The sequence below is a fragment of the Methylobacterium fujisawaense genome (assembly GCF_014138435.1).
Lineage (GTDB): Bacteria > Pseudomonadota > Alphaproteobacteria > Rhizobiales > Beijerinckiaceae > Methylobacterium > Methylobacterium fujisawaense.
On record NZ_JACJIM010000005.1, the window covers coordinates 180,914 to 205,652 of the forward strand.

At 69.9% G+C, this 24,739-nt stretch carries 20 protein-coding genes; 12 read left to right on the forward strand and 8 right to left on the reverse strand.

Going from position 1 to position 24,739, the window contains the following annotated elements; genetic code table 11:
• Positions 1 to 112: 112 nt before the first annotated feature.
• Together GGQ91_RS16715 and GGQ91_RS16720 are read right to left on the reverse strand one after the other, a co-directional pair.
• Complete coding sequence (locus tag GGQ91_RS16715; protein ID WP_043348682.1) at positions 113 to 289, reverse strand: DUF1328 domain-containing protein; 177 nt, start codon at positions 287 to 289, stop codon at positions 113 to 115.
• A 77-nt stretch (positions 290 to 366) separates the two neighbouring features.
• A complete protein-coding gene (locus GGQ91_RS16720) occupies positions 367 to 558 on the reverse strand; it encodes a CsbD family protein (RefSeq protein WP_043348685.1) in 192 nt (63 codons plus the stop codon).
• A 143-nt stretch (positions 559 to 701) separates the two neighbouring features.
• Here GGQ91_RS16720 and GGQ91_RS16725 point away from each other — a divergent pair, with 143 nt between their 5' ends.
• Entirely contained in the window at positions 702 to 1,193 is a 492-nt protein-coding gene (locus tag GGQ91_RS16725) for a nucleoside deaminase (protein WP_075381495.1), read from the forward strand.
• A 95-nt stretch (positions 1,194 to 1,288) separates the two neighbouring features.
• Here GGQ91_RS16725 and GGQ91_RS16730 read toward each other — a convergent pair whose 3' ends face one another.
• Positions 1,289 to 3,103, reverse strand: a complete 1,815-nt coding sequence (locus GGQ91_RS16730) for an outer membrane beta-barrel protein (protein ID WP_403091343.1) — start codon at positions 3,101 to 3,103, stop codon at positions 1,289 to 1,291.
• A gap of 293 nt (positions 3,104 to 3,396) precedes the next feature.
• On the opposite strand from GGQ91_RS16730, the gene GGQ91_RS16735 reads away from it, so the two are divergent.
• A complete protein-coding gene (locus tag GGQ91_RS16735; protein ID WP_170861839.1) occupies positions 3,397 to 3,921 on the forward strand; it encodes a Ros/MucR family transcriptional regulator in 525 nt (174 codons plus the stop codon).
• An 829-nt stretch (positions 3,922 to 4,750) separates the two neighbouring features.
• Entirely contained in the window at positions 4,751 to 5,926 is a 1,176-nt protein-coding gene (locus tag GGQ91_RS16740; protein WP_182592610.1) for an MFS transporter, read from the forward strand.
• Between the two features lie 4 nt (positions 5,927 to 5,930).
• Here GGQ91_RS16740 and GGQ91_RS16745 read toward each other — a convergent pair whose 3' ends face one another.
• Complete coding sequence (locus GGQ91_RS16745; RefSeq protein ID WP_182592454.1) at positions 5,931 to 10,775, reverse strand: NAD-glutamate dehydrogenase; 4,845 nt, start codon at positions 10,773 to 10,775, stop codon at positions 5,931 to 5,933.
• A gap of 242 nt (positions 10,776 to 11,017) precedes the next feature.
• Between GGQ91_RS16745 and GGQ91_RS16750 the strand changes: the two genes are divergently transcribed.
• The 4 genes from GGQ91_RS16750 (at position 11,018) to GGQ91_RS16765 (ending at position 14,660) form a co-directional block, all read left to right on the forward strand.
• Entirely contained in the window at positions 11,018 to 11,374 is a 357-nt protein-coding gene (locus GGQ91_RS16750) for a MarR family winged helix-turn-helix transcriptional regulator (RefSeq protein ID WP_244538818.1), read from the forward strand.
• Between the two features lie 37 nt (positions 11,375 to 11,411).
• Positions 11,412 to 12,698 (forward strand): MFS transporter, encoded by a 1,287-nt coding sequence (locus GGQ91_RS16755; protein WP_043356721.1) that lies wholly within the window; start codon positions 11,412 to 11,414, stop codon positions 12,696 to 12,698.
• A gap of 87 nt (positions 12,699 to 12,785) precedes the next feature.
• Positions 12,786 to 14,057: a multidrug effflux MFS transporter gene (locus GGQ91_RS16760; RefSeq protein ID WP_052083506.1), complete on the forward strand. Its 1,272-nt coding sequence runs from the start codon at positions 12,786 to 12,788 to the stop codon at positions 14,055 to 14,057.
• A gap of 75 nt (positions 14,058 to 14,132) precedes the next feature.
• Entirely contained in the window at positions 14,133 to 14,660 is a 528-nt protein-coding gene (locus GGQ91_RS16765) for a DoxX family protein (RefSeq protein ID WP_043754957.1), read from the forward strand.
• On the opposite strand, the gene GGQ91_RS16770 is transcribed toward GGQ91_RS16765, so the two are convergent.
• Complete coding sequence (locus GGQ91_RS16770) at positions 14,661 to 16,109, reverse strand: MFS transporter (RefSeq protein WP_182592455.1); 1,449 nt, start codon at positions 16,107 to 16,109, stop codon at positions 14,661 to 14,663.
• Between the two features lie 207 nt (positions 16,110 to 16,316).
• Between GGQ91_RS16770 and GGQ91_RS16775 the strand changes: the two genes are divergently transcribed.
• The 3 genes from GGQ91_RS16775 (at position 16,317) to panE (ending at position 19,964) form a co-directional block, all read left to right on the forward strand.
• Positions 16,317 to 17,207: a DUF3313 domain-containing protein gene (locus tag GGQ91_RS16775; protein WP_043351034.1), complete on the forward strand. Its 891-nt coding sequence runs from the start codon at positions 16,317 to 16,319 to the stop codon at positions 17,205 to 17,207.
• 311 nt (positions 17,208 to 17,518) lie between these two features.
• Entirely contained in the window at positions 17,519 to 19,012 is a 1,494-nt protein-coding gene (guaB, locus tag GGQ91_RS16780) for an IMP dehydrogenase (protein ID WP_043351032.1), read from the forward strand.
• Positions 19,013 to 19,019: 7 nt separating this feature from the next.
• On the forward strand, positions 19,020 to 19,964 hold the full coding sequence (panE, locus tag GGQ91_RS16785; RefSeq protein WP_182592456.1) for a 2-dehydropantoate 2-reductase: 945 nt from the start codon (positions 19,020 to 19,022) through the stop codon (positions 19,962 to 19,964).
• Positions 19,965 to 19,985: 21 nt separating this feature from the next.
• Here panE and GGQ91_RS16790 read toward each other — a convergent pair whose 3' ends face one another.
• Positions 19,986 to 20,159 (reverse strand): hypothetical protein, encoded by a 174-nt coding sequence (locus GGQ91_RS16790; RefSeq protein WP_164706329.1) that lies wholly within the window; start codon positions 20,157 to 20,159, stop codon positions 19,986 to 19,988.
• 212 nt (positions 20,160 to 20,371) lie between these two features.
• Here GGQ91_RS16790 and GGQ91_RS16795 point away from each other — a divergent pair, with 212 nt between their 5' ends.
• Together GGQ91_RS16795 and GGQ91_RS16800 are read left to right on the forward strand one after the other, a co-directional pair.
• On the forward strand, positions 20,372 to 21,673 hold the full coding sequence (locus GGQ91_RS16795; RefSeq protein ID WP_043380521.1) for an RsmB/NOP family class I SAM-dependent RNA methyltransferase: 1,302 nt from the start codon (positions 20,372 to 20,374) through the stop codon (positions 21,671 to 21,673).
• 116 nt (positions 21,674 to 21,789) lie between these two features.
• Positions 21,790 to 22,803: an alpha/beta hydrolase gene (locus GGQ91_RS16800; RefSeq protein WP_043380518.1), complete on the forward strand. Its 1,014-nt coding sequence runs from the start codon at positions 21,790 to 21,792 to the stop codon at positions 22,801 to 22,803.
• Between the two features lie 4 nt (positions 22,804 to 22,807).
• Here the strand turns inward: GGQ91_RS16800 and GGQ91_RS16805 are convergent, their stop codons facing one another.
• Both GGQ91_RS16805 and GGQ91_RS16810 read right to left on the reverse strand, forming a co-directional pair.
• Positions 22,808 to 24,046, reverse strand: coding sequence for a hypothetical protein (locus GGQ91_RS16805; protein ID WP_043380516.1), 1,239 nt, complete (start codon positions 24,044 to 24,046; stop codon positions 22,808 to 22,810).
• 106 nt (positions 24,047 to 24,152) lie between these two features.
• Positions 24,153 to 24,677, reverse strand: a complete 525-nt coding sequence (locus GGQ91_RS16810; protein WP_182592457.1) for a DUF2937 family protein — start codon at positions 24,675 to 24,677, stop codon at positions 24,153 to 24,155.
• Between the last annotated feature and the right edge of the window lie 62 nt (positions 24,678 to 24,739).

A 24,739-nucleotide genomic window follows, 5' to 3' on the forward strand; every position in this document is an offset into this window, starting at 1 on the left:
GCTTATCAGAGCCACACTCCACAGGCGAGACGGCACGTGCGGTTGAGCCTAGGCTGAAACGACGAAGGCGGCCCATCGGGACCGCCTCGAAGATCGATGCGCGTGTGTGCCGTCAGATCCGGGGTGAGCGACCGCGCATCACGCCGAAGACGGCGGAGATCAGGAACAGGGCGATCGCCACGAAGAAGACGATCTTGGCAGCCTCCATGGCCGTTCCGGCGATGCCGCCGAAGCCGAGGAGCGCCGCTACGAGAGCGACGACGAGAAATGTGACAGCCCAGCCGATCATGGCATCCTCGCTTAGTCCGGTTCAGTTCAAGACTGGAACCCGCGCGAGGCGGGTTCCGTTCCGGTTGTGCTTGACGTTCAGAGCTTGTCGGTGGCCGACTTCACCGCGCTCTTCGCATCGCCGACCGTAGCCTGCGCCTTGCCCTTGAGTTCCTGAGCCGCGCCCTCAGCCTTGAGCTTGTCGTTGTTGGTCACATCGCCGATGCCCTGCTTGGCCTTCCCAAGAGCCTCGTTGGCGACGCCCTTGATCTTGTCGGTGGTGCTGCTCATGGCGTTGTCCTCTTGTTCGACCTGCGGCGATGCCGCACTGGTTCAAGAAACGGTCACGGTCGGTCGAATGTTCCAGCCCTTAACATTGACGGGGATCAGGCCGGGACGCCGCCGCGCCTCCGTGCAGGCCCGGGCTTGAGGGCATGGTCGCTTCCGATCCGATCCATCGTCCGGACCGCCCATCGTCCGGAGCGCTGACCGCACTGGATCACGCTTTCGCCGCCGCCCGCGCCGCCGCCGAGGCCGGGGAAGTCCCCGTCGGCGCCGCGGTGGTCCGGGACGGGATCGTCCTCGCGGTCGCGCACAACCAACCGCGGCGGCTCAACGACCCGACCGCGCACGCGGAAATCCTGGCGATCCGGGCAGCCTGTGCGGTCCTCGGTGAGGAACGCCTCACCGGCTGCGATCTCTATGTCACGCTGGAACCGTGCCCGATGTGTGCGGGGGCCATATCCATCGCGCGGATACGGCGGCTCTATTACGGCGCGTCGGACCCGAAGGGCGGTGGGGTCGAGCACGGCCCGCGCGTCTTCGATCAGCCCACCTGCCATCACGCGCCGGAAGTCTATGGCGGCTTCCGCGAGCGTGAAGCCGCGGCCCTGCTCCGGGATTTCTTCGCCCAGCGCCGCGGTTGAACGGCGGATCAGCCGCGCTGGTCTCGATGGCCTCGGACGGCGCGGCGAGATGAGACGATGACGCCGGCCCTAACGATCGCGATGCGAGCGGCGCCTCATGGGTTCACCCGCAATCCGAGCAGGAAGGTGTTCTCCTGGAAGCTCGATCCGGCGACGGTGCTGTCGAATTTCTGGTAGAGATAAGTGCCTCGCAGAGTCAGCCAGCGCGTGAAGTGGTAGTCGACGCGCGCGGTTGCAGAGAAGCCGTTCTCGCGGATGGTGCTGTTCTGATAATCGTTGCGGAGGTAGGATCCGCCCAGGACGATCGACAGGTTGCGCAGGAGATCGTGCTGCACTTCCAGCGTTGCGACCTCGGTCAGCACGCCGCTGGAGCCCGGGATCGTCGTCTCGGTGACGCCCGTCGCGGCGGTGAGCCGGACGGTGGTGAGCGGGCTTGCCGCCCAGACCAGGGCCGCGTTGAGCAACGGCGCATTGATGTCCCGGAGGGTCGGGTCGACGTAGGTCCGATGCTGAATGCCGGCCGAGATCTCACCCGTCACGGAGCGCGCGAGCCCGATGCTTGTGCCGAAGGCGAGCGCGATGCCGTCCGAATCCCGGCGCACACCCGTCAGGTCGAACCGCTGATCGTAGACGCGGGTGTCGCCGAGGAGGTCGATGAATGGGCTGAAATCGGGGTTGACCTCGTAGGCCGTGCGCAATTGGAGACTGTACTGATTCAGGTTCCGGTCGGACTGATTGATGGTCGTCCCATTGGCCAAGCGGGCATTGTCGAATTCCGACCGGTCGATGGATCCGCGCAGCGTCACCGACAGACGGTTGAACGTCTCCGTGGCGCCCAGCGATCCGCCGTAAACAGCCAGAAGCGGCCGGCTCGTCGCCGCGGGCGCCTGCAGGTTGGCGCTCGACGTGCGCTGCGTGTCCACCAGGAAGCGTCCCTCCGCGTCGATGCGCAGATCCCGGTTGGCGTCGATCCGCAGGCGCACGGTGCCGTCCGCTGCGGGGCGGCTCGCGGCCTCGTTCTGCGGCGTTTCGAGGTAAGAACCCCTGAGCGAACCCTGTAGGGAACTCGAGGACCAGTTGCTGCGGAAGTCGACCGTGGCGTCTGTGCGCAGGGCGACCGAGCCCTTTGCGATCTGCCGGCTGGTCTGGTCCGGATTCGAGTCGTAGCCGATGCTCTGTGCGAAGGTCGGGAGCACCGTGAAGGTGCCGACCTGATAGCCGATGGGCGCGAAGGCTGGATCGGTGGGGATCGCGCGCGCCAAGTCGGTGCCGAGGATGAAGCCCGGCGTCAGGAGGCCGAGTGTCGGTCCGATGGCCTGCAGAGGGAACAGGGGCCGGATCGGCGTCACCGTCGACGGATTCGGTACGCCGACCACCGGTTGCTGAACCACCGGCGACAACCGCAGCGCCGGGGGCGGAACCTGCGTCACGCTCTGGGTGACGCGCCGGGTCGCGGACCCGATCCGCCGGGGGGGAGCGGCTCGGGTGCGCAGGAGTGTCGAAGGGGCGATGTTGGCCGGAGCCGTCGAGCTTCCGCCGGTCCGCCGGCCGCCCGTCGTGATCCGAGTGTCGAGCTGAGACTGGCCGGGCTGGCCCAGCGTCTGTCGCGGTATCGGAGGCGACAGCGGGGACCGAAGGCTGTCGCCTCCGGTTTGCTCGCCGCCCGTCGTGTCCCCGCCGAGCGAGCTGCGTCCTGAATCGCGGGTCAGGCCGTCAGGGATGCTCCGCTTGAGGGCTGGCAGGCCGTTCGGCGCCGCCTCCTGCCCGATGCCGGGATTGTCGGGCTGACCCGTGACGGGACTCGTCGCGTCGAAGCGTTGAGCCAGCGCCGGCGTCGCGAGCGTTAAGCTCAGCGCCGCGACGGCCAGCCGCGAGTTCTGCCGTTTCCGCCGGTCAGCCGCCGTCCGCACCTGATCCCGGTCTCCGCCCACATCTCCGGCACCGAAGTCCGAAGGTCATCGATCATGCCGCCCAGAAACGGGTCGCCGGCATGGTTAACGAACCCTAGCGACGGCATGGTTAATGCCCGGTCAACGACGGCATCGCCCTGACATCCCCTGGCATCCCCCTGGCATCGACGCCGAGCGGTTTCGATCTCTCCGCGCCTCCGCAATTATGATTGAGATTTTTTGTATACTCTGCTATCGTTATGATGAATTCGATCGCATCCGACCTGGATTGATCGACTTGGTGATTTGTACTCATGGAGTTTATCGTGAGTGACAGCGCAGCTAACGAGCACAGCCCGTCGGTCGATCTCACGGTAGATATCGTGGCGGCTTATGTGTCGAACAATTCCGTGCCGGCTTCGGAGCTTCCCGGGTTGATTGGCGGCATCCATGCGGCATTGAGTGGTTTGACAACTCAAAGTCGTGCCGCGAATTCGCCCGTTGAAAAGATGAGCCCGTCCCAGATCCGCAAGTCGGTCACGGCGGATCATATCATCAGCTTCGAGGACGGGAAGCCGTACAAGACGCTTCGCCGTCACCTTACGTTGCGAGGTCTGACGCCCGAGGCCTACCGTGAGAAGTGGGGCTTGCCGCGGGACTATCCCATGACCGCTGCAAGCTACTCCGCCCAACGCTCCGAGCTGGCTCGGGCTCTGGGCCTCGGGCAGCAGCGCCGCAAGAACGTCGGGGCGCCAGCGCCAGCGCCGGCGCCGACACCGGAAGCCGTGGTCGCGCCTGCTTCCAAGCCGCGCGGGCGGAAAAAGGTCGTGGCGGAGTAGTCGGCCGAATCGACGGAAACGATCCATTGCGATCAATGTGTCGGGCGATGACACAAGACTACTGAGCGGCTTGCCGCACAGATTACCTCGCTCGATTGGCTGGGTGGAGTCTTGCCTTCTGCGCTGGCGTGGCTCCGCTGGGCCGGCGACTTCGACTCTCGATGTCCGCCGGTGCCACTTAGGCTCAGGCACGATGGATCTCGTGGCCCGGATCGCTCAGTCACGTTGGACGCGTCCCGCAGCTCGGGCGGCCCCCGCGGCCAGGACCCGTCTACCTACCTGACTTGCGATGCTGACGTCTGCGAAGACAGTGTTGTAATGACCTCCGCTCAACGAGGCGGTGTCGTTGCTTCGACACTGCCTCGGTTCAGGCCTACTTGGCCTCCATCGTCTTTAAGCCGATCCCACCGATCGATTGCCGCGGCCGCACTCGGGGGTGGTCTCCGGTCACGCCGCGACTTCTGGCCTCGCAAGACAGGCGCCGGGGCGCCGGACGAGGCAATCTCCACTTCACGTTCCGACGGACGCCTAGGCCAAGCGCGGCGCTGGGCTGGCGCTGTCTCGACCTGATCGAAGGCGGCTCCGGCCATCCGGAAGCTCGCGGCGCGGGTGAGCCGCAGGTGCGGCATCCCAGCCGCAGCGACCCGTGTTCCCGCGCCCCCATCCACCGGGAACTCCCTGCTCCTCCGCTCCGGCCAGGCCGATCCGCACCGGCGGGCTCTCTGCGCGTCGCGCAAGTGTGCGCCGCGTCAACGGCGCTATCCAATCGCCGACGCGCTGCGATGCTGCTCTGCACCATCGGATCTTGCCCGTGCCGAAGGACTTTGCCGTGCTGCCTCTGCCGATCCTCGCCCTTGCCGTCGCCTCGTTTGGGATCGGCACCACCGAGTTCGTCATCATGGGCCTGCTTCCGGAGGTGGCGCAGAGCTTCGGTGTCACCATCCCGCAGGCCGGCTATCTGGTGTCGGGCTATGCCATGGGCGTGGTCGTGGGGGCGCCGATCGTGGCGATCGCCACCGCGGGCCTGCCGCGCAAGACCGCGCTTCTCGCGCTGATGGCCGTCTTCCTGGCAGGAAATCTCGGCTGCGCGTTGGCACCGAGCTACGCCTTGCTGATGACGGCGCGCATCCTGACCGCCTTCGCCCACGGCGCGTTCTTCGGAATCGGCGCGGTGGTGGCGCGGGACCTCGTGCCGCGAGAGAGGCGCACGCAGGCGGTTTCGCTGATGTTCGCGGGCCTGACGCTTGCCAACGTGCTGGGTGTGCCCCTGGGGACCGCCCTCGGCCAGGTCGCGGGATGGCGGTCGACCTTCTGGGCGGTGGTGGCGATCGGCCTCGCGGCCGGCCTCGCGATCCAGCTCTGTGTGCCCACCGGCCTTCCTGGAACGCGTGGCCGTCTCGCCAGCGAGTTCAGGGCGCTCGGCCGCTGGCCGGTCTTGCGGCCGATGCTGATCTCGACCCTGTCGTCCGTGAGCTTCTTCACCGTATTCACCTACATCACACCGTTTCTGACCGGGGTGTCCGGTTTCTCTCCGCGTGGCGTGACGGGTGTGCTGTTTTCGGCCGGACTGGGCCTGACCATCGGCAACCTCGCCGGCGGTCATCTTGCCGATCGGAGTCCGATGGCGACGATCATCGGCAGCTTCCTCGGCATCGTGGCCGCCTTGCTGGCCCTGGCGGCCGTCGCGCACGATCCCGTTCTGACCGTTCCCGTGATGGTCCTCTGGTCAGGACTCGTCTTCGCGCTGGTTTCGCCGCTGCAGATCTGGGTTGTCGAAGCCGCGACCGATGCGCCGAACCTCGCCTCCACGCTCAACCAGGGCGCATTCAACCTCGGCAATGCCGTCGGCGCCTGGATCGGTGGTACCGCTCTGACCCTCGGCGCGAGCTACCGCGAGCTTCCGTTGATCGCCGCGGCGATGTCCCTCGCCGGGCTCGGCCTGGTCCTCACCGCGGTCAGCCGCCGTCGCCACGAAGTTGCGTCGGCTTCCGTGCCCGGGGCCTGAACAATCAGTCGGCCCGAACGAGGTCGCCCAGCAGGCTGGCGGCCACGGTCGCCTTGGAGACGGTGAGGCCGGACGCACCGATCGCGTCCACCGCGTCGCGGATCCGGGCCAGCGGAGCGCCGCGCGCCTTCACCCAAGCCTCCACCGCGTCGGGGCCCGCGCCCAGATCCGCCACCACCTCGGCGGTGAGTTTGCGATGGGCGGCGGCGATGCCGGCGACCGCGCGCTCCAGCGCGACGCGGTCGAACGTGTCGGCCACCGGCACAGTCCGCGCCGCGGCCGCCAGATCGTCGAGCCGGAAGGCATGCTCCAGGGCGAAATGGGTCGCGGCCACCTCAGCGACCGGTCGGCCACTCGCCTCTGCGACGCGGACGACATCGGGTGCGGATCCGAGCGCGGTGAGCGAGGCCAGCCGCCGGGCCTGGGCCGGGGCCATGCCGTGCCCCGTCAGTTCCGCCTCGCGGGCGTCGATGGCTGCGCGGGCCTCATCCCCGAGCACCTCGGGCAGCGCCGCCTCGACGGCGGCAATGCCGTCCCGGTAGCGGGCGACCATGGGGGCGAGCCCTCCGCTCAGATCGAGGTTGCGGATGAACCAGACGATCCGGTTCAGCAGCAGATCCTGCACCTCCGCATAGAGATCGAGCTGCTCCCGCCCCGAAACGCGGCCCGCCAGACCGTCGATGGCAAGATTCAGCTCCATCAGCCCGAAGGCGTCCCGGGTCATCGCGTAGGCCTTGGCGATGATCGCGGCGTCGGCGCCGGTGCCGTCCACGAGCCGTGTCACCAGCGAGGGCCCGCCGCGGTTGACGATGATGTTGGCGAGCGCCGTGGCGATGATCTCGCGGCGCAAGCGGTGTGCCTTCACGGCGTCCGGGAAGCGCGCGCGCAGGGCCTTCGGGAAGTAGCGCTGCAGCTCCCGGTCGAAATAGGGATCGTTCGGCACGGTGCTGTCGAGGATGGCGTCGTGCAGAGACAGCTTCGCGTAGGCGAGCAGCACCGCGTATTCCGGCCGGGTCAGGCCCTCGTTCCGGCGCATGCGTTCGGTGAGCGTGGCGTCGTCGGGAAGAAACTCCACCGTCCGGTCGAGGCGGCCTTCCGCCTCCAGCGCCTGCATGGTCCGCATGGCGAAGCCGGTCTCGCCGAGTCCGCCGCGCTGGGCGAGCGACAGGGCGAGGGTCTGCAACTCGTTGTTGCGGAGGACCAGACGTCCGACCTCGTCGGTCATATCGGCGAGCAGGGCGTTGCGCGCCTCGTAGCTCAGCCGGCCGTCCCGCTCCGGCGTCATGAGGGCGATCTTGATGTTCACCTCGACATCCGAGGTGTTCACGCCGGCGGAGTTGTCGATGGCGTCGGTGTTCAGCCGGACGCCCGCGCGCGCCGCCTCGATTCGTCCGCGCTGCGTCAGGCCGAGATTGGCACCTTCGCCGACGACCTTCGCGCGCAGCTCCGCCCCGGTGATCCGGACGGCGTCGTTGGCGCGATCGCCGGCATCCTCGTCGGTCTCGGTGGTCGCGCGAACATAGGTTCCGATACCGCCGAACCACAGGAGGTCGGCCGGCGCCTTCAGGATCGCCTGCATCAGTTCGGTCGGCGTCGCCTCGGCGCGGTCGAAACCGAGGGCGGCCCGGACCGCCGCGGAGAGCGGGACCGTCTTCAGGCTGCGCGAGAACACGCCGCCTCCCTCCGAGATCAGGCTCTTGTCGTAATCCGCCCAGGAGGACCGCCCCAGATCGAACAGCCGCCGCCGCTCGACGAAGCTCGTGGCCGCATCCGGGTCCGGATCGAGAAAGATGTCGCGGTGGTCGAAGGCGGCGATGAGGCGGATGCTTTTCGAGAGCAGCATGCCGTTGCCGAACACGTCCCCCGACATGTCGCCGACGCCGACCGTGGCGATCGGATCGGTCTGCACGTCCACGTCGATCTCGCGGAAATGCCGGCGCACGGCCTCCCAGGCGCCGCGGGCGGTGATGCCCATGCCCTTGTGGTCGTAGCCCTGGCTGCCGCCGGACGCGAAGGCGTCACCCAGCCAGTGACCCTTCTCGAGGGAAAGCGCGTTGGCGATGTCCGAAAACGTGGCGGTGCCCTTGTCGGCGGCGACCACGAGATAGGCGTCGTCGGGATCGTGCCGCACCGTGTCCGGCGGCGGCACGATGGCGTTGTCGACGATGTTGTCGGTGAGTTCCAGGAGGGTCCGGATGAAGATCCGGTAGCTCTCGGTGCCCTCCTGCATCCAGGCGGCCCGGTCTGACGCCGGGGGCAGACGCTTCGGGAAGAAGCCGCCCTTGGCGCCCACGGGCACGATCACGGCGTTCTTCACCTGCTGAGCCTTCACCAGCCCGAGGATTTCGGTGCGGAAATCCTCCGGCCGGTCGGACCAGCGCAGGCCGCCGCGGGCGACATAGCCGAAGCGCAGGTGCACGCCCTCGACGCGGGGCGCGTAGACGAAAATCTCGAAGAGGGGCCTCGGCAGCGGCATCGCCGTCACCCGGGCGCAGGCGAACTTGAAGCTGATCGTCTCGCGGGGATGGCCGTCGGCACCGCTCTGGAAGAAGTTGGTCCGTACCGCGGCCTCGACGAGGTTCACAAACCGGCGCAGGATCCGGTCGTCGTCGAGGCTGGTGACCTCGGCGAGCGCGGTCTCGATGCAGGCGCGTATCCCGGCCTCTCGGGCGGCCCTGTCTCCGACGAGTGCCGGATCGAACCGGGCGCGGAACAGGGCGACGATGTCCCGCGTGATCCCGGCATGCCGGCTCAGCGTACCGGCGAGATAGTCCTGTCCGTACCGGATGCGCAGCTGACGCAGGTAGCGACCGAGCGCCCGGAGGAGGGCGGCCTCCCGCCAGAGGAGGGCGGCTTCGAGGACGAGGCGGTTGTAGCCATCGGATTCCGCGGCTCCGTCGGCGATGGCGAGCATCGCAGCCTCGAGAGGCCGTTCCAGGGCGTCGAGATCGATCGCGACACCGGTGGCGCGCTCGATCAGCATGTCGTGCAGCCAGATTCGGGCGCCGTCTTCGACCCCTGTCGGCACGACCCGATAGGTGCGCTCGTTGATGACGCGGAAGCCGAGATTCTCCAGGCCGGGCACCCGGTCGGACAAGGCGATGGCGGCGCCCCGCGAGAAGACCTTCAGCCGGACCTGCGCGGCCGAGTCGCTCTGTCGGCGGCCGAGCTGCACGGCCCGCGGCTGGCTGTCGCCGAGGCGCTCGAGGATCGCCACGTCGGCGACTGCGACCTCCGGCTGGAAATTGTCCCGGTAGGCGGCCGAGAACGCGTCGCCGTAGCGGGCGGCCAGCATGCGCGCCTGGTCGCCGCCGTGAGCCTCCGCGAGCGCCTCGCGCAATGCGTCGCCCCAGGTCCGGACCAGGGCGGTGATGCCGGCTTCGAGGGCCGCTGGGTCCTGCTCCGGGCTGCCCGTGTCGGACAGGCCGATGATGTAGTGGATCCGGGCGAGGGAGCCCTCCGGATAGTCCGGGTGGGCGGCACTCAGCCGGCCGCCATAGGCCTCGGCGAGGTAGGTGCCGATCCGGCCTCGTACCGCAGAATCGTAGCGGTCCTTCGGAACGTAGACGAGGAGCGACACGAAGCGGCCGAACCGGTCCGGGCGCGAGAGCACGCGCACTCGCGGCCTGTCGGCCAGAGCTGCGATGGCCAGGGTGAACCGGTAGAGCCGCTCGATGTCGATCTGGAACAGATCGTCGCGCGGATAGCTCTCCAGTACCGCGAGGAGGCTTCGCCCAGCATGGCTCGTCGGGTCGAGACCGGCGCGCTGGACCACCGCCTCCACCTTCCGGCGCAGGACCGGAACCTCGCGGGCGGGGCTGGTATAGGCCGACGCTGTGAACAGGCCGACGATCCGCACCTCACCGGACAGCTTCCCGAGCCCGGAGAAGAGCTTGACGCCCACATAGTCCAGGAAGGCCGAGCGGTGGACGCGGGATTTCACACTCGCCTTCGTGATGATGAGGGGCTGCGGCTCCTCCAGGAAGGCGAGGATTTCGGGGGTGTAGTCCACGGGGATCCGGCCCCGGCGCAGGGGCGTGGCGCCGGGATCGCGCAGCACGCCGAGGCTCGACCCCTCGACCAGGGGATGCCCCTCACCGTCGATACCGTGCTGCTGCATGCCGAGGAGCAGGAACTGGCCCTCTGTCAGCCACTCCAGAAAAGCGCGTGCTTCCTCGGTCTCGCTTTCGGGCATCGGCGTCGGGGCGCGGCCGAGATCCGTCGCGAGTTCCGCAACGCGCGTCAGCATGGCGTCGTGATCGTCGGTCGCCAGAGCGACGTCCCGGTAGACCGCCGCGAGGGCGTCCAGCAGCCGCTCGCCGGCCTCGGCCGCCAGCCGGTCGAGGTGGATGTGGATGAAGCTCTCGCGCGCCAGGCTGCCCTGGGCATCGGCCGTCGTTTCGCCGACGACCCGTATCAGACCGCCGCCGCCATCCCGCTCGATGCCGAGAATCGGGTGCGCGACGAGGTGCGGGGACAGGCCCTGCTCGGTCAGTTCGGCGAGGGTCGAGTCGAGGAGGAAGGGCCGGTTGTCGTTGACGACTTCGAGGATCGTCATCTCGCGCGCCCGGCCACCGCGGACGAGGGCACCCTCGCTGAGGCGCAACCGTGCCGGTTCACCGGGCCGGCGCGGCTCAGCCAGGAAGGCACGGGCGCGCGCGGCGAGATCGGCGAGAGTCACCGCGTCGTAGGAGGCCAGATCCTCCGGTGTCACGCGGCCGAACAGGTCGCGCACGAAGCCGCCCGGTCCGCCCTGCTCGGTCACGATGTCGGCGGCCGCCTCGATCAATCCCGTCCGGGCCGTCTTCTGCTCTGAGGAAGACAAGGCCGTGGCGGTTTCGAGTGTCATCGCGCGTCTCCCGAACCGGGTCACTCATCCAATCGATAGCAGCGTCTTCCGCCGTGTCGATGACACCCCCGCCGGTTTGCCGGCCCGCCAGTGTCGATCGGCGCAAACCGTCAGGCTCACCGCAGATGCGCCTTGTCGCCGACGAGAAGGGTGTATATGCACATATTATGGCCGACATTCATTCCGGCGATGGTCCTCAAGAGCTCTGCACCTGCTCAGCCCTGCGGCGGGCGACACGGGCGGTGACCACGACCTACGACGCCGCGTTGCGGCCGGTGGGCTTGCGCGTGACGCAGTTCGCGATCCTGCGCCTGCTGCAGCGGCTCGGACCGACGCCGTTGACGCGACTTGCCGCGGAGGCGGCCCTGGAGCGGACCACGATGGGCCGCAACCTCGATCCGCTGGAGCGTCGCGGCCTCGTGCGAATCGCGCCTGGCGCGGCCGACGCCCGCGAGCGCGTGGTCGTGCTGACCGAGGCCGGCGGCGAGGCGATCGCGGCGGCGACGCCGTACTGGCGCGACGCCCAGGCGCGCATCAACGCCCGGGTCGAGCCAGCGGCCGTGGCCGCCCTCGCCGACGCCCTGACCTCCGTCTCCTGACCGATCCGCCGCAATCCGCCCTTTCCAGAGGCCGTTCATGTCCGTCATCGCCGACACGCACGCCAAGCCGCCGCTGCATTATGCCTGGATCATCGCCGCGGTGACCTTCCTGGTGCTGCTCGTCGGCGCCGGAGTCCGGGCCACCCCGAGCGTGTTGATCGTGCCGTGGGAGCGGGAATTCGGCTGGACCGCGGCGACGATCGGCGTCGGCATCGCGCTCAACATCTTCCTGTACGGGATGATCGGGCCCTTCGCGGTCGCCATCATCGAGCGGTTCGGGCTGCGGCGCTGCATCTGTGGCGCGCTCCTCATCCTGGCGCTCGGCACCGCCGCAACGAGCCTCATGACCGCGCCCTGGCAGATGGTGCTGCTGTGGGGCATCGTCGTCGGGTCGGGCTCCGGCATGGTCGCCAACGTCCTCGGCGCCACCGTGGCGGGACGCTGGTTCGCCAAGCGGCGCGGTCTCGTGCTCGGCATGCTGACGGCGAGCAGCGCCACCGGGCAGCTCGTCTTCCTGCCGATGCTCGCCTCCCTCGCGGTCGGCCAGGGCTGGCGCTCGGTCTCCCTGGTGGTCGCGGCCGCGACCCTGGCCCTGATCCCGCTGGTGGCCCTGCTGATGCGGGATCGCCCGGCCGATCTCGGCCTGCCCCGCTACGGCGAGACCGTGGTGACGCCGACGCCGGTCCTCACCGAGAATCCGGCCCTGCGGGCGCTGCGCGGCCTGCGGATCGGACTGCGCTCCCGGGATTTCTGGCTGCTCGCCGGCACGTTCTTCATCTGCGGCGCCTCTACCAACGGCCTGGTCGGCACGCATCTGATCCCGGCCTGTATCGATCACGGCATCGCCGAAGTGACGGCTGCCGGCCTGTTGGCCCTCATGGGGATCTGCGACCTGATCGGCACCACGGCTTCGGGCTGGCTCACCGACCGGTTCGACTCGCGCAAGCTGCTCGCGTGGTATTACGGCCTGCGCGGCCTCTCGCTGATCTTTCTGCCCTATTCCTTCGACTTCAGCTTCTACGGCCTGTCCCTCTTCGCGGTGTTCTACGGGCTCGACTGGATCGCCACCGTGCCACCCACCGTGCAGCTGGCCGGCAAGTCGTTCGGCGAAGAGAACGCGGCCCTGATGTTCGGCTGGATCGCGGCAGCTCACCAGATCGGTGCGGCTTCCGCAGCCTGGCTCGGCGGGATGATCCGCACCGAGAGCGGCACCTATTTCGGCGCCTTCATCTCGGCCGGCCTGCTCTGCCTCGTCGCCGCTCTCATGGCGACCTTCGTGGGCCGCAAGCCGGCCGCGCCGGCCCTGCATCCGCTGCCGGCCTGAACTGCGCGGGGTGAGCGCGGTCGTCATAAGTGCGCCGCGAAGGAGGAGCCCTGATCGGCTCCTCCCAGCGCATCCCGAGAGCCCGTTTTGACAGTCGCGATCCGGCCCCTGCCGCCGGTCCAGGAGGTCCGGACCCCGCGTCCCTGGTCCGGACCGGGATTTGCCGAGTTCGTCGCCATCATCGCGCTGATGATGGCGGTGACGGCCATCTCGATCGACAATCTGTTGCCGGCCTTCCCGGCCATCGAGGCGCGGTTCGGAGTGCCGGATCCGAACCGGCTGCAACTCCTCGTCTACGTCTACATGATCGGCTTCGGCTTCGCGCAGATCGTCTACGGACCGGTCTCCGATGCCCTCGGCCGGCGCCCGGTGCTGCTCGCGAGCCTCGCCGTCTACGTGGTCGGCTGCGGGCTCGCGATGATGGCGCCGAGCTTCGGCTGGCTGCTGGCCGCGCGGATCATCCAGGGCATCGGTGCAGCCGGCGGGCGCGTTCTCTCGGTGGCGATCGTGCGCGACCGCTTCGCCGGCCGGGAGATGGCGAGCGTGATGTCGTTCACCATGATGGTGTTCCTGATCGTCCCGATGATCGCACCGGCGATCGGCGGCATGATGCTGGCGCTGGGCTCCTGGGTCTATGTCTTCGTCTCGATGCTGATCCTGGCCTTCTGGCTGACCGTCTGGTTCTCCCTGCGCATGCCCGAGACGCTGCACCCGGAATACCGCCGGCCGCTCTCGCCCGCCGCCACCTGGGAGGCGATCCGCCTGACCCTGAAGACCCGCGTCGCCGTCGGTTATGCCACCGCGCTCGGCCTGATGACCGGGTGCATCATGGGCTACGTCGGCTCGGCCCAGCAGCTGTTCGACACCGGCCTGTATCACCTCGGCCCGCTCTTTCCCCTGGCCTTCGGGCTCGTGGCCGGCGCCATGGGCGTCGCGACGCTGATCAACGCCCGCGTCGTCCGGCGGCTCGGGATGCGGGCGATGTCGCACAGTGGCGTCATCGCCTTCACGTTGGTGGGGCTCGTGCAGATCGCCGCCGGGCTCGCCTATCACGGGCATCCGCCGCTCGCGCTGTTCCTGTCGATCCTGGCGGTCAACCAGTTCCTGATCAGCTTCGCGATGCCGAACTTCAACGCGCTCGCGCTCGAGCCGCTCGGGGCCATCGCCGGCACGGCCTCGTCGTTCCTCGGCTTCTACACGACGATCCTGGGCGCCTTCTGCGGCTTCCTGATCGGACAGGCCTTCGACGGCAGCGTCATGCCGGTGGCTGTCGGCTATGCGAGCCTCGGTGCATTGTCGTTGCTCGTGGTGGCCTGGACGGAGCGCGGCCGGCTGTTCCGCGGCGGTGTCGGCGGCTGATCCGGACGCCTTAACGCGGTCTTCAGCGGGAAGGCGTCAAGCTCCACGCCTGATCCCAGCCGACCGGACCCGCCCATGCTTGCCCGCGCCCAGGACGGAACCCTCCTCGCTGCGCGTCTGCTGCTCGCCGCCGCGCTCCTGCCGACCGGCATCGCGCGGGCGCTCAACGTCTCGGGCTTCGCGCTGACGCTTGCCGGCGCCGGCATGCCCTTCCCGAACGGTGTCGCCACGGCCGCCGTCGTGGTGCAGGTCTTCGGCCCGCTGGCGCTCATCCTCGGCGTGCTGCCGCGGCTGACCGGTCTGGCGCTCGCCGTCTTCGCCGCCGTGACGGCCTTCGTGCTCCACCCGTTCTGGCACTACGTCGGACCCGCCGCGATCGCCGAGCGCACGCTGATGCTCGCCGATCTCGGTCTCGCGGGCGGATTCCTCATGTACGCCCTGAGCGGCCCGGGCGCCCTGAGCTGGCAGGGCTGGCGTGCCGGAAACCGCGCCCCGCCGCCGAGCCCGAAGCCCGCGTCCGCGAAGGCGTCCGGCAAGGCCGCCGCGTCGCGGGGCGGAGGCAAGCGGGCGGCCGGGCGCCCGCCCGCCCGGGCTGCCGCCTGATCAGCCGTGGCGGGGCCTCATCTCGGCGGTCGCGGCCGGCGACGGCGCGACCGTCTTGCGCCCGGAGATCTCCGCGCCGGCATCGTGCGACAAATTGCGGAACGCCAGCACGGAGGCTGCCGAGATCACCGCCACGGCGAAGAAAGCCGGCCCGAAATCCGCGGCCGTGATCTGCGTTCGGCCATGCCAATGGGCCGTTCCTTCCAGGGCCAGCGCGCCGAGCGTCACGCCGAGGCTCAGCGACAATTGCTGGCAGACGCTGGCGAAGCTCGTGGCCGCGCTCATCTCGCGCGATTCGAGGTCGGCATATGCGATGGCGTTGATGCAGGTGAACTGGATCGAGCGCGCGCAGCCGCCGATGAACAGCAGGCCCACCATGATCCAGTGCGGCGTCTGCGCCGTGTAGAACCCGTTCACCGCCAGAAAGGCCGACGCCAGCACGGCGTTCCAGACCATCAGCGCGCGGAATCCGGTGCGGCGCAGGATCCGCGGACCCAGGGTCTTCACGAACATCGCGCCGGCTGCCGCCGCGAAGGTGATCAGGCCGGACTGCAGGGCATCGAGGCCGAAGCCGACCTGCAGCATCAGCGGCAGCAGGAACGGGATCGCGCCGGTGCCGATCCGGAACAGGCTGCCGCCGAGCACGGCGACGCGGAAGGTCGGCCGCTGCATCAGGTCGAGGCGCACGATCGGGTGGGCGATGCGCCTGGCATGCGCCCAGTAGAGCGGCAGCAGGATCGCGCCCGCTGCGAGGCAGCCCCAGGAGATCGTGGCCGGCAGCAGGTGGCGGCCCAGCGAGGCCAGCCCGAGCATCAGCGCCGCCAGCCCGGTGCCGAGCAGGGCGAAGCCGAGCAGGTCGAGGGGCGGCCGTTCCGCCTCTCGGATGTCCTCGAAGTACAGGCTCGCCAGCACGATCCCGGCACAGCCGATCGGCAGGTTGATGAAGAAGATCCACCGCCAGTCGAACCATGTCGTGATCAGGCCGCCGACCGGCGGACCCAGTACCGGGCCGACGAGAGCCGGAAAGGTGAGATAGGCGAGGGCGGTGACGAGCTGCGATTTCGGCACGCTGCGCAGGACCACGAGCCGCCCGACCGGCACCATCATGGCGCCGCCCATTCCCTGGAGGAACCGCGCCGCGACGAACCACGCGAGCCCGTTCGCGGCCGCACAGGCCAGCGAGCCCGCCATGAACACCACGAGGGCCGCGCGGAACACGGTCCGCGACCCGTAGCGGTCGGCCATCCAGCCGCTCACCGGGATGAAGATCGCGAGGCTGACCAGATAGGAGGTCAGCGCGAGCTTGAGGGCGATCGGGTCCTCATGGAGACTCGCCGCGATGCTCGGGAGCGCCGTGGCGATCACCGTGGAATCGGTGTTCTCCATGAACAGGGCGGTGGCGACCGTCAGCGGGACGATCCAGAGCGGTCTTTGAGGGGTCGCAGGCATCACACAGCAGACGCGTGTCGCACCGCCGCGGTTGCACGGCAGCGCGGCCACCTCGCACCCTCGTGTTTCGCGAATGTATCCATCGTGCAACAGAGGTTGAGCTGCGGCGCGGAGCTACCTTTTTTGCGGGTGCGCCAATGGCTAAGTTTCCATCACGCGTCCGTGAGGCCGCTCCTGCCGGCCCGGGGCCGGCGCGCGAGGATTTCGATGCAGCCCAGCCCCAGCAAGGTCCGCTCCGTGGCGCGGATCGCCGCCGGCGTCGCCCTTCTCTCGATGGTCGCCGCCTGCGGCACCGTCCTGCTCAACGATCGCGGCTCGCTGACGCGCTACGACCGGCTGAAGTCCAGCGATCAGGTCGCCTCGGCCTCGCGGATCTACGTCGACCGGCCCGCGCTGGCGAAGGCGCGCACGGTCCGCATCATCCCGACGGCGTTCCACGCCGACGTCTCCGGTGCAGCGCCCCTGACCGCGGCCGAGCGCCGGCTCATCGCGAACGCCGCCGACCGGGCGCTCTGCTATGACCTGTCGCTGAAGTACGACATCGTCACCAGCCGCGACGCGGATCTGACCGTGCGCGCGCAGGTCACCCGCGTGGATCCGACGGATCTCCTCGGCGCCGGCGCGACCATCGCGGGCTCGGCGGGTGTGACCGTGGCCTCGCAGCTGGGTCTCAGCTTCGCGGAGGGGGTCGGGCGCGTGCCGATCCCGCGGGTGCCGATCGGGCTCGGGAGCCTGACCGTCGAGGCCGAGGCTCTGGACCGGCGTCGCGAGCAGCGGGCCGCCATGGTCTGGGGCGGAGCGGCGAATTCCTTCACCAGCCAGCCGCGCTTCTCCCGCGCCAGCGACGCCTACGACCTCGCCGGCGAGTTCGGCCAGGATTTCGGCTACATGCTGGCGACCGGCGAGGACCCGTTCACGGCCCCCAACACGCTGCCGACCTGGGACCGGATCCGCGTCACGACGCTCGGTGAGGCGCCGCTGGACCCCGATTGCGAGGCCTTCGGCCGCGCGCCCGGCATCGACGGCATGCTCGGCGATTATATCGGCCTGCCGCCCGAATATACCGACAAGGGGCCGGCCACGCCGGCCATGCGCTAGGGCGCACGCCGCCAACCCGGTCTTCGCGGGCGAAGCAATCCACGACGGCGCTACACGCGAAGGCGCCGCCCTGGGTCGCTTGGCTTCATCCGAGACGAAGGGCGGCTGACGGTTGCGATCAACCGTCGCGGGGACTGCGCGCACCGCCCCGCGACCCGACCGGGCGTGGATAAGCCGCGAGCCCTGCGTGTTTTCGGGTTGCGACGCGTCGCGCGTGCATTGGCGCCGTCGCGGAGCCCGTGATACTGGCACTTGCCAACCCGATCCCGCAGCGCGATCCCTGCGCGCCCCCGTCCGAGGAAAGTTGGCACATGGCCCGAGTAGAAACCGCATCGATCATCGAGGGCCTCACCTTCGACGATGTGCTCCTGCGGCCCGCCGCCTCCTCGGTGATGCCCACCGAAGTGAACGTGGCCTCCCGGCTCACCCGCACGATCCCCCTGAACCTGCCGATCCTGGCCTCGGCCATGGACACGGTGACGGAAGCCCCGATGGCCATCGCCATGGCGGCCAATGGCGGCATGGGCGTCATCCACCGCAACCTGGAGCCGCCGGAGCAGGCCGAGCAGGTCCGCCTCGTCAAGAAGTACGAGTCCGGCATGGTGATGAATCCCATCACCATCCATCCCGACGAGACGCTGGCCGACGCCTTCGAGGTGATGAAGCTCAACCGGATCTCCGGCATTCCGGTGGTCGAGCGCGGCCCGAACGGCTCGCGGGGCAAGCTCGTCGGCATCCTCACCAATCGCGACGTCCGCTTCGCGACGAATTCGGCCCAGCCGGTTGCCGAGCTCATGACCCGCGACCGCCTGATCACGGTCCGCGAGGGCGTGACCCAGGACGAGGCCAAGCGCCTGCTCCACCAGTTCCGGATCGAGAAGCTGCTGGTCGTCGACGACCATTACCGGTGCATCGGCCTGATCACCGTCAAGGATATCGAGAAGCGGGTCGCCTACCCGCACGCCGTCAAGGACGAGCAGGGTCGCCTGCGGGTCGCCGCCGCCACGACGACCGGTGACAGCGGCTTCGAGCGGGCCGAGCGCCTGATCGACGCCGGCTGCGACGTCATCGTGGTCGACACCGCCCACGGCCACTCGATCAAGGTGCTCGACGCCGTCGCCCGGGTGAAGCAGCTCTCGAACGCCGTGCAGGTCATCGCCGGCAACGTGGCGACGCGGGACGGCGCCAAGGCGTTGATCGATGCCGGCGCGGACGCCATCAAGGTCGGCATCGGGCCGGGCTCGATCTGCACCACCCGCATCGTCGCGGGCGTCGGCGTGCCGCAGCTCACCGCCCTGATGGAGGCCGTCGAGGCCGCCAGCGAGGCCGGCATTCCGGTCATCGCCGACGGCGGCATCAAGTACTCGGGCGACCTCGCCAAGGCGATCGCGGCCGGTGCCTCCGTGGCGATGCTCGGCTCGCTGCTCGCCGGCACCGACGAGGCGCCGGGCGAGGTGTTCCTCTACCAGGGCCGCTCGTACAAGTCGTACCGGGGCATGGGCTCGGTGGGCGCCATGGCCCGCGGCTCTGCCGATCGCTACTTCCAGGCCGAGGTGAACGACACCCACAAGCTCGTGCCGGAGGGCATCGAGGGGCAGGTCCCCTACAAGGGCCCCGTGGGCAACGTCCTGCACCAGCTCGCCGGCGGCCTGCGCGCCGCCATGGGCTATGTCGGCGGCGCCACGATCCCCGAGTTCCAGGAGCGGGCGCAGTTCATCCGCATCACCAATGCCGGACTGCGCGAGAGCCACGTCCACGACGTGACGATCACCCGCGAGAGCCCGAACTATCCGTCGCGGACCTGAGGGACCGATGCGCACGCTGATCGTCGGGGCCGGCGCGACCGGCGGCTATTACGGGGCGCGTCTCGCCGAGGCGGGGGCCGACGTGACCTTCCTGGTCCGGCCGGCCCGGGCGGCGAAGCTCGCCGCGGACGGCCTGAACGTCCGCTCCCCGCTCGGCGATCTGCACCTGCCCGATCCGCCCACCGTGACGGCCGACCATCTGGGCGAGGCCGGGCGGTTCGACCTGATCCTGTTGTCCTGCAAGGCCTACGACCTCGACAGCGCCATCTCGGATCTGGCGCCGGCGGTGGGTGCGGACACGGCGATCCTGCCCGTGCTGAACGGCATGTCGCATCTCGACGCGCTCGACGCCCAGTTCGGCGCCGAGCGCGTGCTTGGCGGCTCCTGCGCCATCGCGGCGACGGTCGCGCCGGACGGTGCGATCCGCCACATGAGCGAATTGTGCAGCATCACCTACGGTGAGCGGGACGGGTCGCGCTCGGCGCGGATCGAGGCTGTCGACGCCATGATGCGCGGCCTGAAGTTCCAGCCGCGCCTGAGCGACGTGATCCTGCAGGAGATGTGGGAGAAATGGGTGTTCCTGGCGACGCTCGCCGGAGCGACCACGCTGATGCGCGCCGCGGTCGGCGACATCGTGGCGGCGCCCGAGGGGACCGCCCTGATCGAAGCGCTCCATGCCGAATGCACGATCGTGGCCGCATCGAGCGGCTTCGAGCCGCGCGCCATCGTGGCCGAGCGGGCGCGGGCGCAGCTGACGGCGGCCGGATCCACCTTCACGGCCTCGATGCTGCGCGACATCGAGAGCAAGGGTCGGATCGAGGCGGATCACGTGATCGGCGATCTGATCGCCCGCGGCCAGCGGCTTGCGCCGGAGGTTTCGTTCCAGGTCCTGACCGCGGTCTATACCGGCCTCAAGGCTTACGAGGCTCGGCGGGCGCGGGAAACGGCCTGAGCCGCGCCCCGCGCTGACGTCTCAGTAGCGGCCGGGGGGCGGCGCGGGCGGCGTGCCGTATTCCAGCTGCGTCTTGGCATCGACCCGCGGACGCGGCGGCGGCGTCAGGTCCGGCTGTGCGGCGGGGGCGCTCGCGCAGGCGGCGAGGGAGGCGGTCACCAGGGCCGCGAGGGCGACGCGTACAATGGACGTCATGGGCTGAGGTACTCCCGGTATGCGCCCGGCGGCGGACCACACTGGTCCGGGACGGGCGGATGCCATACGACACGTGGCGGCCCGCACGGCGGCCCAACCGCGGCACGATCTGCGCCCTGAAGGTGCAGGAAGCTCGGCCGTATCGTGGCGGCATCGTGGGCCAAGCGTGGCCGTTTCGCGTCGTCGCCGACCCATTCCGGAGGATCCGACCCCTGACTCCCGCCGCTCGCTGCTCCGCCGCCATCGAAGTCCTGACCGATATCGCCGAGCGTCGCCGGCCGGCCGCCGACGCCCTCAAGGACTGGGGCCTCGCCCATCGTTTCGCCGGCTCGGGTGACCGTGCGGGCATCGCCAGCCTCGTCTACGATGCTCTGCGGCGCCGGGCTTCGGCGGCCTGGATCATGGGCGCGGAGACGCCGCGCGCCATCCTGATCGGCACGCTGCGACTCCAGCAGGGCCTCGCCGCCGCTTCGGTGGCGGCGTTGTTCACGGGGGAGCGCTTCGCGCCCGCACCCCTGAGCGACGACGAGCGCGCCCGCCTCGACGGTGGGACGCTGAACGACGCTCCTCCCGAAGTCGCGGGCGACGCCCCGGCCTTCGTGCTTCCCGATCTTGCGGCCACGCTCGGCGACGAGCTCGTCCCGGAGCTGAAGGCACTGGCGCGGCGGGCCCCCCTCGATATCCGGGTGAACGCCCTGCGCGGCGACCGCGACGCGGTGTTGCCGGCGCTGGCGGCCTTCGATGCCGCGCCGACACCCCACGCGCCGGCGGGTCTGCGCATTCCGATCGGTGCCGATGGGCGCGGTCCGGCGCTGCACGTGGAGGCGGAGTTCCTGGACGGCTGGTACGAGATCCAGGACGAAGGATCGCAGCTCGCCGCACTCCTGGCCGCCCCCCGGGCCGGCGAGATCATCGTCGACCTATGCGCCGGCGGTGGCGGCAAGACCCTGGCCCTGGCCGCCGAGACCCGGAACGAGGCCCGACTGATCGCCACCGATGGCGATCCGCGCCGGCTCGCGCCGATTCACGAACGCCTGCGCCGGTCCGGCGCGGTGGCCGAGGTGCGGACCCCGCGGAGCGGCAAGGCACGGGTCGACGTGCTGGAGGATCTCGACGGTAAAGTCGATCGGGTCGTGGTCGATGCGCCCTGCACCGGATCCGGGACGTGGCGCCGGAATCCGGACGCCAAATGGCGTCTGCGGCCGGGAAGCCTCGCGCTGCGCACCGCCGAACAGGCGCAGGTCCTGGACCGGGCGGCGCGGCTCGTCAGGCCCGGCGGCCGGATCGTCTACATCACCTGCTCGCTGCTGTCGGCGGAGAACGACGCAGCCGTGTCCGGTCTGCTGTCGCGCTGGCGCGGTCGCTTCGATGTCGTCCCGGCGGAGGAGGTGCTGGCCGCAGGACCGGATTCGCTCCGGGCGGCGGTGCGGAGGACCGCCCACGGGATCCAGATGAGCCCGCTTCGGACCGGGACCGACGGTTTCTATGTCGCGATCATCGCGCGCAAGGCCTGACGCGCGCGGACACGACGGAACCGACGGCGGTTGCCGGGGCGTTTGACCCGCTCATCTTAGGGAGTCGGGACCGCCGACGAGCGGCCCCGTGCGCGGCTTGATCAGAGGGGATGCCCTTGCGGCTCGACCGCCGTTTCCTGCTCGCGGGCCTTGGAAGCGTCCTGGGCCTTCGCACCGCCCGCGCGGAGGTCTCCGGGGAGACGGCGCCCCAGCCGGCGCCGCACGAGGCGGTCCGGGCGCTTCCGCGCTCCCTGCCCGGCGCGGATCTGCAGGTGATCGATCTGTGGCCCGGCGAAGCGCCCGGCGGCGGCGACGGACCGAAGGCGGACGGTTACCGCTACGTCGAGGGCCGGTTCGGGGATATCACCCGGGTGTCGCGGCCCTGTTTGCTGGTCATGCGACCGGCCAATCCGAATGGCGCCGCAATGATCGTCGCCGCGGGTGGCGGATACGAGTTCATCTCGCTCGGCAACGAGGGCGTGCCGGTCGGACGGGTCCTGAACGCCGCCGGGATCACGGTCTTCCTCCTCGTCTACCGACTGCCGGCGGAGGGCTGGGGTTCGGGACCGGACGCGCCGCGGCAGGACGCCCAGCGCGCCCTGCGGCTCGTCCGGGCGCGCGGCGCGGAGTTCGGCATCGATCCCGGCAGGGTCGGCGTCCTCGGCTTCTCGGCGGGCGGCCACCTGATGGGCGAGACCGCGGTGGGCAGCGCCCGGGACCTGTACGCGGGCATCGACACCGCCGATGCCCTGCCGATCCGGCCGGCGCTGGCCGGGCTGATCTACCCGGTCATCACCATGCGCAAGCCGTTCGACCGGACCGCGACCCGCCGCATCTTGGTCGGCGACGACGTCACCCCCGACGAGATGAAGACCTACTCGGTGGACCTGCAGGTCGGGCCCGAGACGCCGCCGACCTTCCTGGTTCAGGCCATCGACGATCCCATCGCCGTGGCCGACCATCCGCTGCTGATGTTCTCGGCCCTGCGGAAGGCGCGGGTTCCGGCCGAGTTGCACCTGTTCGAGCGCGGCGGCCACGGGTTCGGCCTCGGTGCGCCCGGTACCCCCGTGGCGGCGTGGCCCGGCCTGTTCCTGGCCTGGATCCGCCTGCACGGCTTCCTGCGCGCCTGACCGCTTACTCCTCGCGGGCCTGGATCCTGGGCAGCTTGGCCACCTTCGGCCGGCTGGTTCGGAACTGACCTCGCTCCACAGCGACGAAGACCACGATGGCGATGGCGACGGTCGTCAGCCACCACACCGCCGTCAGCCCCACGCTCAGGCAGGCCACCGTGAAGGCGGCCGCGAAGCAGCCCATCGCCCCCGGCACCAGGGCCGGCCCGTCCCGCCCAGCCCGCCGAATCGATGCGTACAGGGCGAAGGCGGCGGCCAGCGCACCGACGATCCCGAGCTCATACCAGAACTCGAACAACGCCGTGGTCGGAGCATTGGCCGGCAGGAGACCGACCAAGCGGCCGCGTAGGGCCGTCTCGAAGCCGTGCCCGGTGATCAGCCGCACTGGATCGGCGGTCACCACCTTCTGCCAGCTCTTCAGGGACAGCACGGCGGGCGCGAGCGGCCCCATGAGGGCGGCGCCCACCGGCCGCGCCAGGAAGGGCAGAAGCGGCGCAGCCGCGAGGAGAGCTGCCGAGAGGACGGCGGTGAGCATCACGCCCAACCGCGGCCGGTAGCTCGTCACCGCGAAGGCGACGGCGCCGACCGACAGTGCGGCGATCTGGGTCCCGTCCGGCTGGACCGTCAGGGCGAGGGCGACCAGCAGCGCGAGGCCGAGCGCCTCCCGGTCGCGGCGACGGGATCGCAGCCATGCGAGCGCGGGCCAGAGCAGAAGGATCAGCAGGACGAGGCCGCGATCCAGCGCGCCGTCATCCTCGACACCGGACGGCGCCATGTGGGCGCCGAACAACCCGAGCATGATCGCCACGATCCCGCCTGCCACGACGCCGAGGGGCAGGAGGTAGAGATTCGCCGAACGCATCCGGTCGGGGAGCGCGAGATAGCCGAGGAGGGCGAGGCCGATCGTGGCGCCCAGATTGGCCAGACGCTCCAGGGCCGGCCCGAGGAACGGGGTCCACGTCAGCGAGAGAGCCGACCACAGGACCACCAGCATCCCGGCCAGGAAGGCCGGAGCGGTCAGGAGGCGGTAGGTCGCCGGGCGCACCGGACGCTGGCGCCGGTCGATGACGCTCGCGATGATCAGCAGGATCACGGCGATCGGTGCGAGGATCACCGAGGCGCGGCGGGCGACCTGCGCCAGGACCGGGAGAACCACGAACAGACCGAAGAAGCCGATGCGCCGCAGCAAGGCGGCGGCGTCGAGCGCCGGATCGATGGTGGTGGAGGTCGACGCGCGCGGCATCATGCGCCTTCTTCCGGACCGGGACGGCCGGATCCCTGCTCGATACGCAAGGCTCGCGCAAGCTGCTGTAGACGTGGCGCCACACTCTCGGGCGCGTGAACCGCGCTCAGGCGACGGTTGCAGTCTCCCGCGGGCGCCGACGCACCGCCCTCCGGCCCACATCCGAGGCGACGCGCCAGCCGCCCCACGCGACGAAGAACCCGATCAGGCCCGCGGCGAGGCCGTCGGCGCTGGTGGGGATGGCCGGGCTGAAGTCCCGATAGGCCGCCTCGGCCACGGGCAGGTCGGGATCGCGCAGCATCGCCACGACGCGCCCGAGGGGGCTCGTCGCCGAGGCCAGGGCCTGCTGCTGGGCGCTCAGGCGGGCGAGACGCGCGATATCCGCCTGGGCAGCGTCGCCGCGGCGGGCGACCAGCTGATCCGGATTGGCGCGCAGCCGATCGACGGCGCCGTCGCGGGTCGTGCCGGATGCCTGCGCGTCGGTTTCGAGGACGGCCACCTGGCGACGCAGCTCGTCGGCGGCGCCGCCGAGCCGCTGGGCGTATTGCTGAGCGAATTCCGGCGCCTGCGCGGCGACGACGCCGCCCAACAGGCCGAGCGCGAGGCCGAAGGTGCGGAACACGCGAAACATGTCTGGCCTCTGGTGCGGGAATCGACCCCGGACTAAGAACATGCCGATGGTCGCGGTTCCAG

Excerpts from the sequence above, each read along its gene's own strand:
- GGQ91_RS16755 (WP_043356721.1), top strand. The coding sequence starts at position 11,412 with ATGTCCGTCATCGCCGACACGCACGCCAAGCCGCCGCTGCATTATGCC.
- GGQ91_RS16790 (WP_164706329.1), bottom strand. The coding sequence starts at position 20,159 with ATGACGTCCATTGTACGCGTCGCCCTCGCGGCCCTGGTGACCGCCTCC.
- GGQ91_RS16805 (WP_043380516.1), bottom strand. The coding sequence starts at position 24,046 with ATGCCGCGCGCGTCGACCTCCACCACCATCGATCCGGCGCTCGACGCC.
- panE (WP_182592456.1), top strand. The coding sequence starts at position 19,020 with ATGCGCACGCTGATCGTCGGGGCCGGCGCGACCGGCGGCTATTACGGG.
- GGQ91_RS16765 (WP_043754957.1), top strand. The coding sequence starts at position 14,133 with ATGCTTGCCCGCGCCCAGGACGGAACCCTCCTCGCTGCGCGTCTGCTG.
- GGQ91_RS16720 (WP_043348685.1), bottom strand. The coding sequence starts at position 558 with ATGAGCAGCACCACCGACAAGATCAAGGGCGTCGCCAACGAGGCTCTT.
- GGQ91_RS16715 (WP_043348682.1), bottom strand. The coding sequence starts at position 289 with ATGATCGGCTGGGCTGTCACATTTCTCGTCGTCGCTCTCGTAGCGGCG.
- GGQ91_RS16810 (WP_182592457.1), bottom strand. The coding sequence starts at position 24,677 with ATGTTTCGCGTGTTCCGCACCTTCGGCCTCGCGCTCGGCCTGTTGGGC.
- GGQ91_RS16770 (WP_182592455.1), bottom strand. The coding sequence starts at position 16,109 with ATGCCTGCGACCCCTCAAAGACCGCTCTGGATCGTCCCGCTGACGGTC.
- guaB (WP_043351032.1), top strand. The coding sequence starts at position 17,519 with ATGGCCCGAGTAGAAACCGCATCGATCATCGAGGGCCTCACCTTCGAC.
- GGQ91_RS16735 (WP_170861839.1), top strand. The coding sequence starts at position 3,397 with ATGGAGTTTATCGTGAGTGACAGCGCAGCTAACGAGCACAGCCCGTCG.
- GGQ91_RS16775 (WP_043351034.1), top strand. The coding sequence starts at position 16,317 with ATGCAGCCCAGCCCCAGCAAGGTCCGCTCCGTGGCGCGGATCGCCGCC.
- GGQ91_RS16745 (WP_182592454.1), bottom strand. The coding sequence starts at position 10,775 with ATGACACTCGAAACCGCCACGGCCTTGTCTTCCTCAGAGCAGAAGACG.
- GGQ91_RS16725 (WP_075381495.1), top strand. The coding sequence starts at position 702 with ATGGTCGCTTCCGATCCGATCCATCGTCCGGACCGCCCATCGTCCGGA.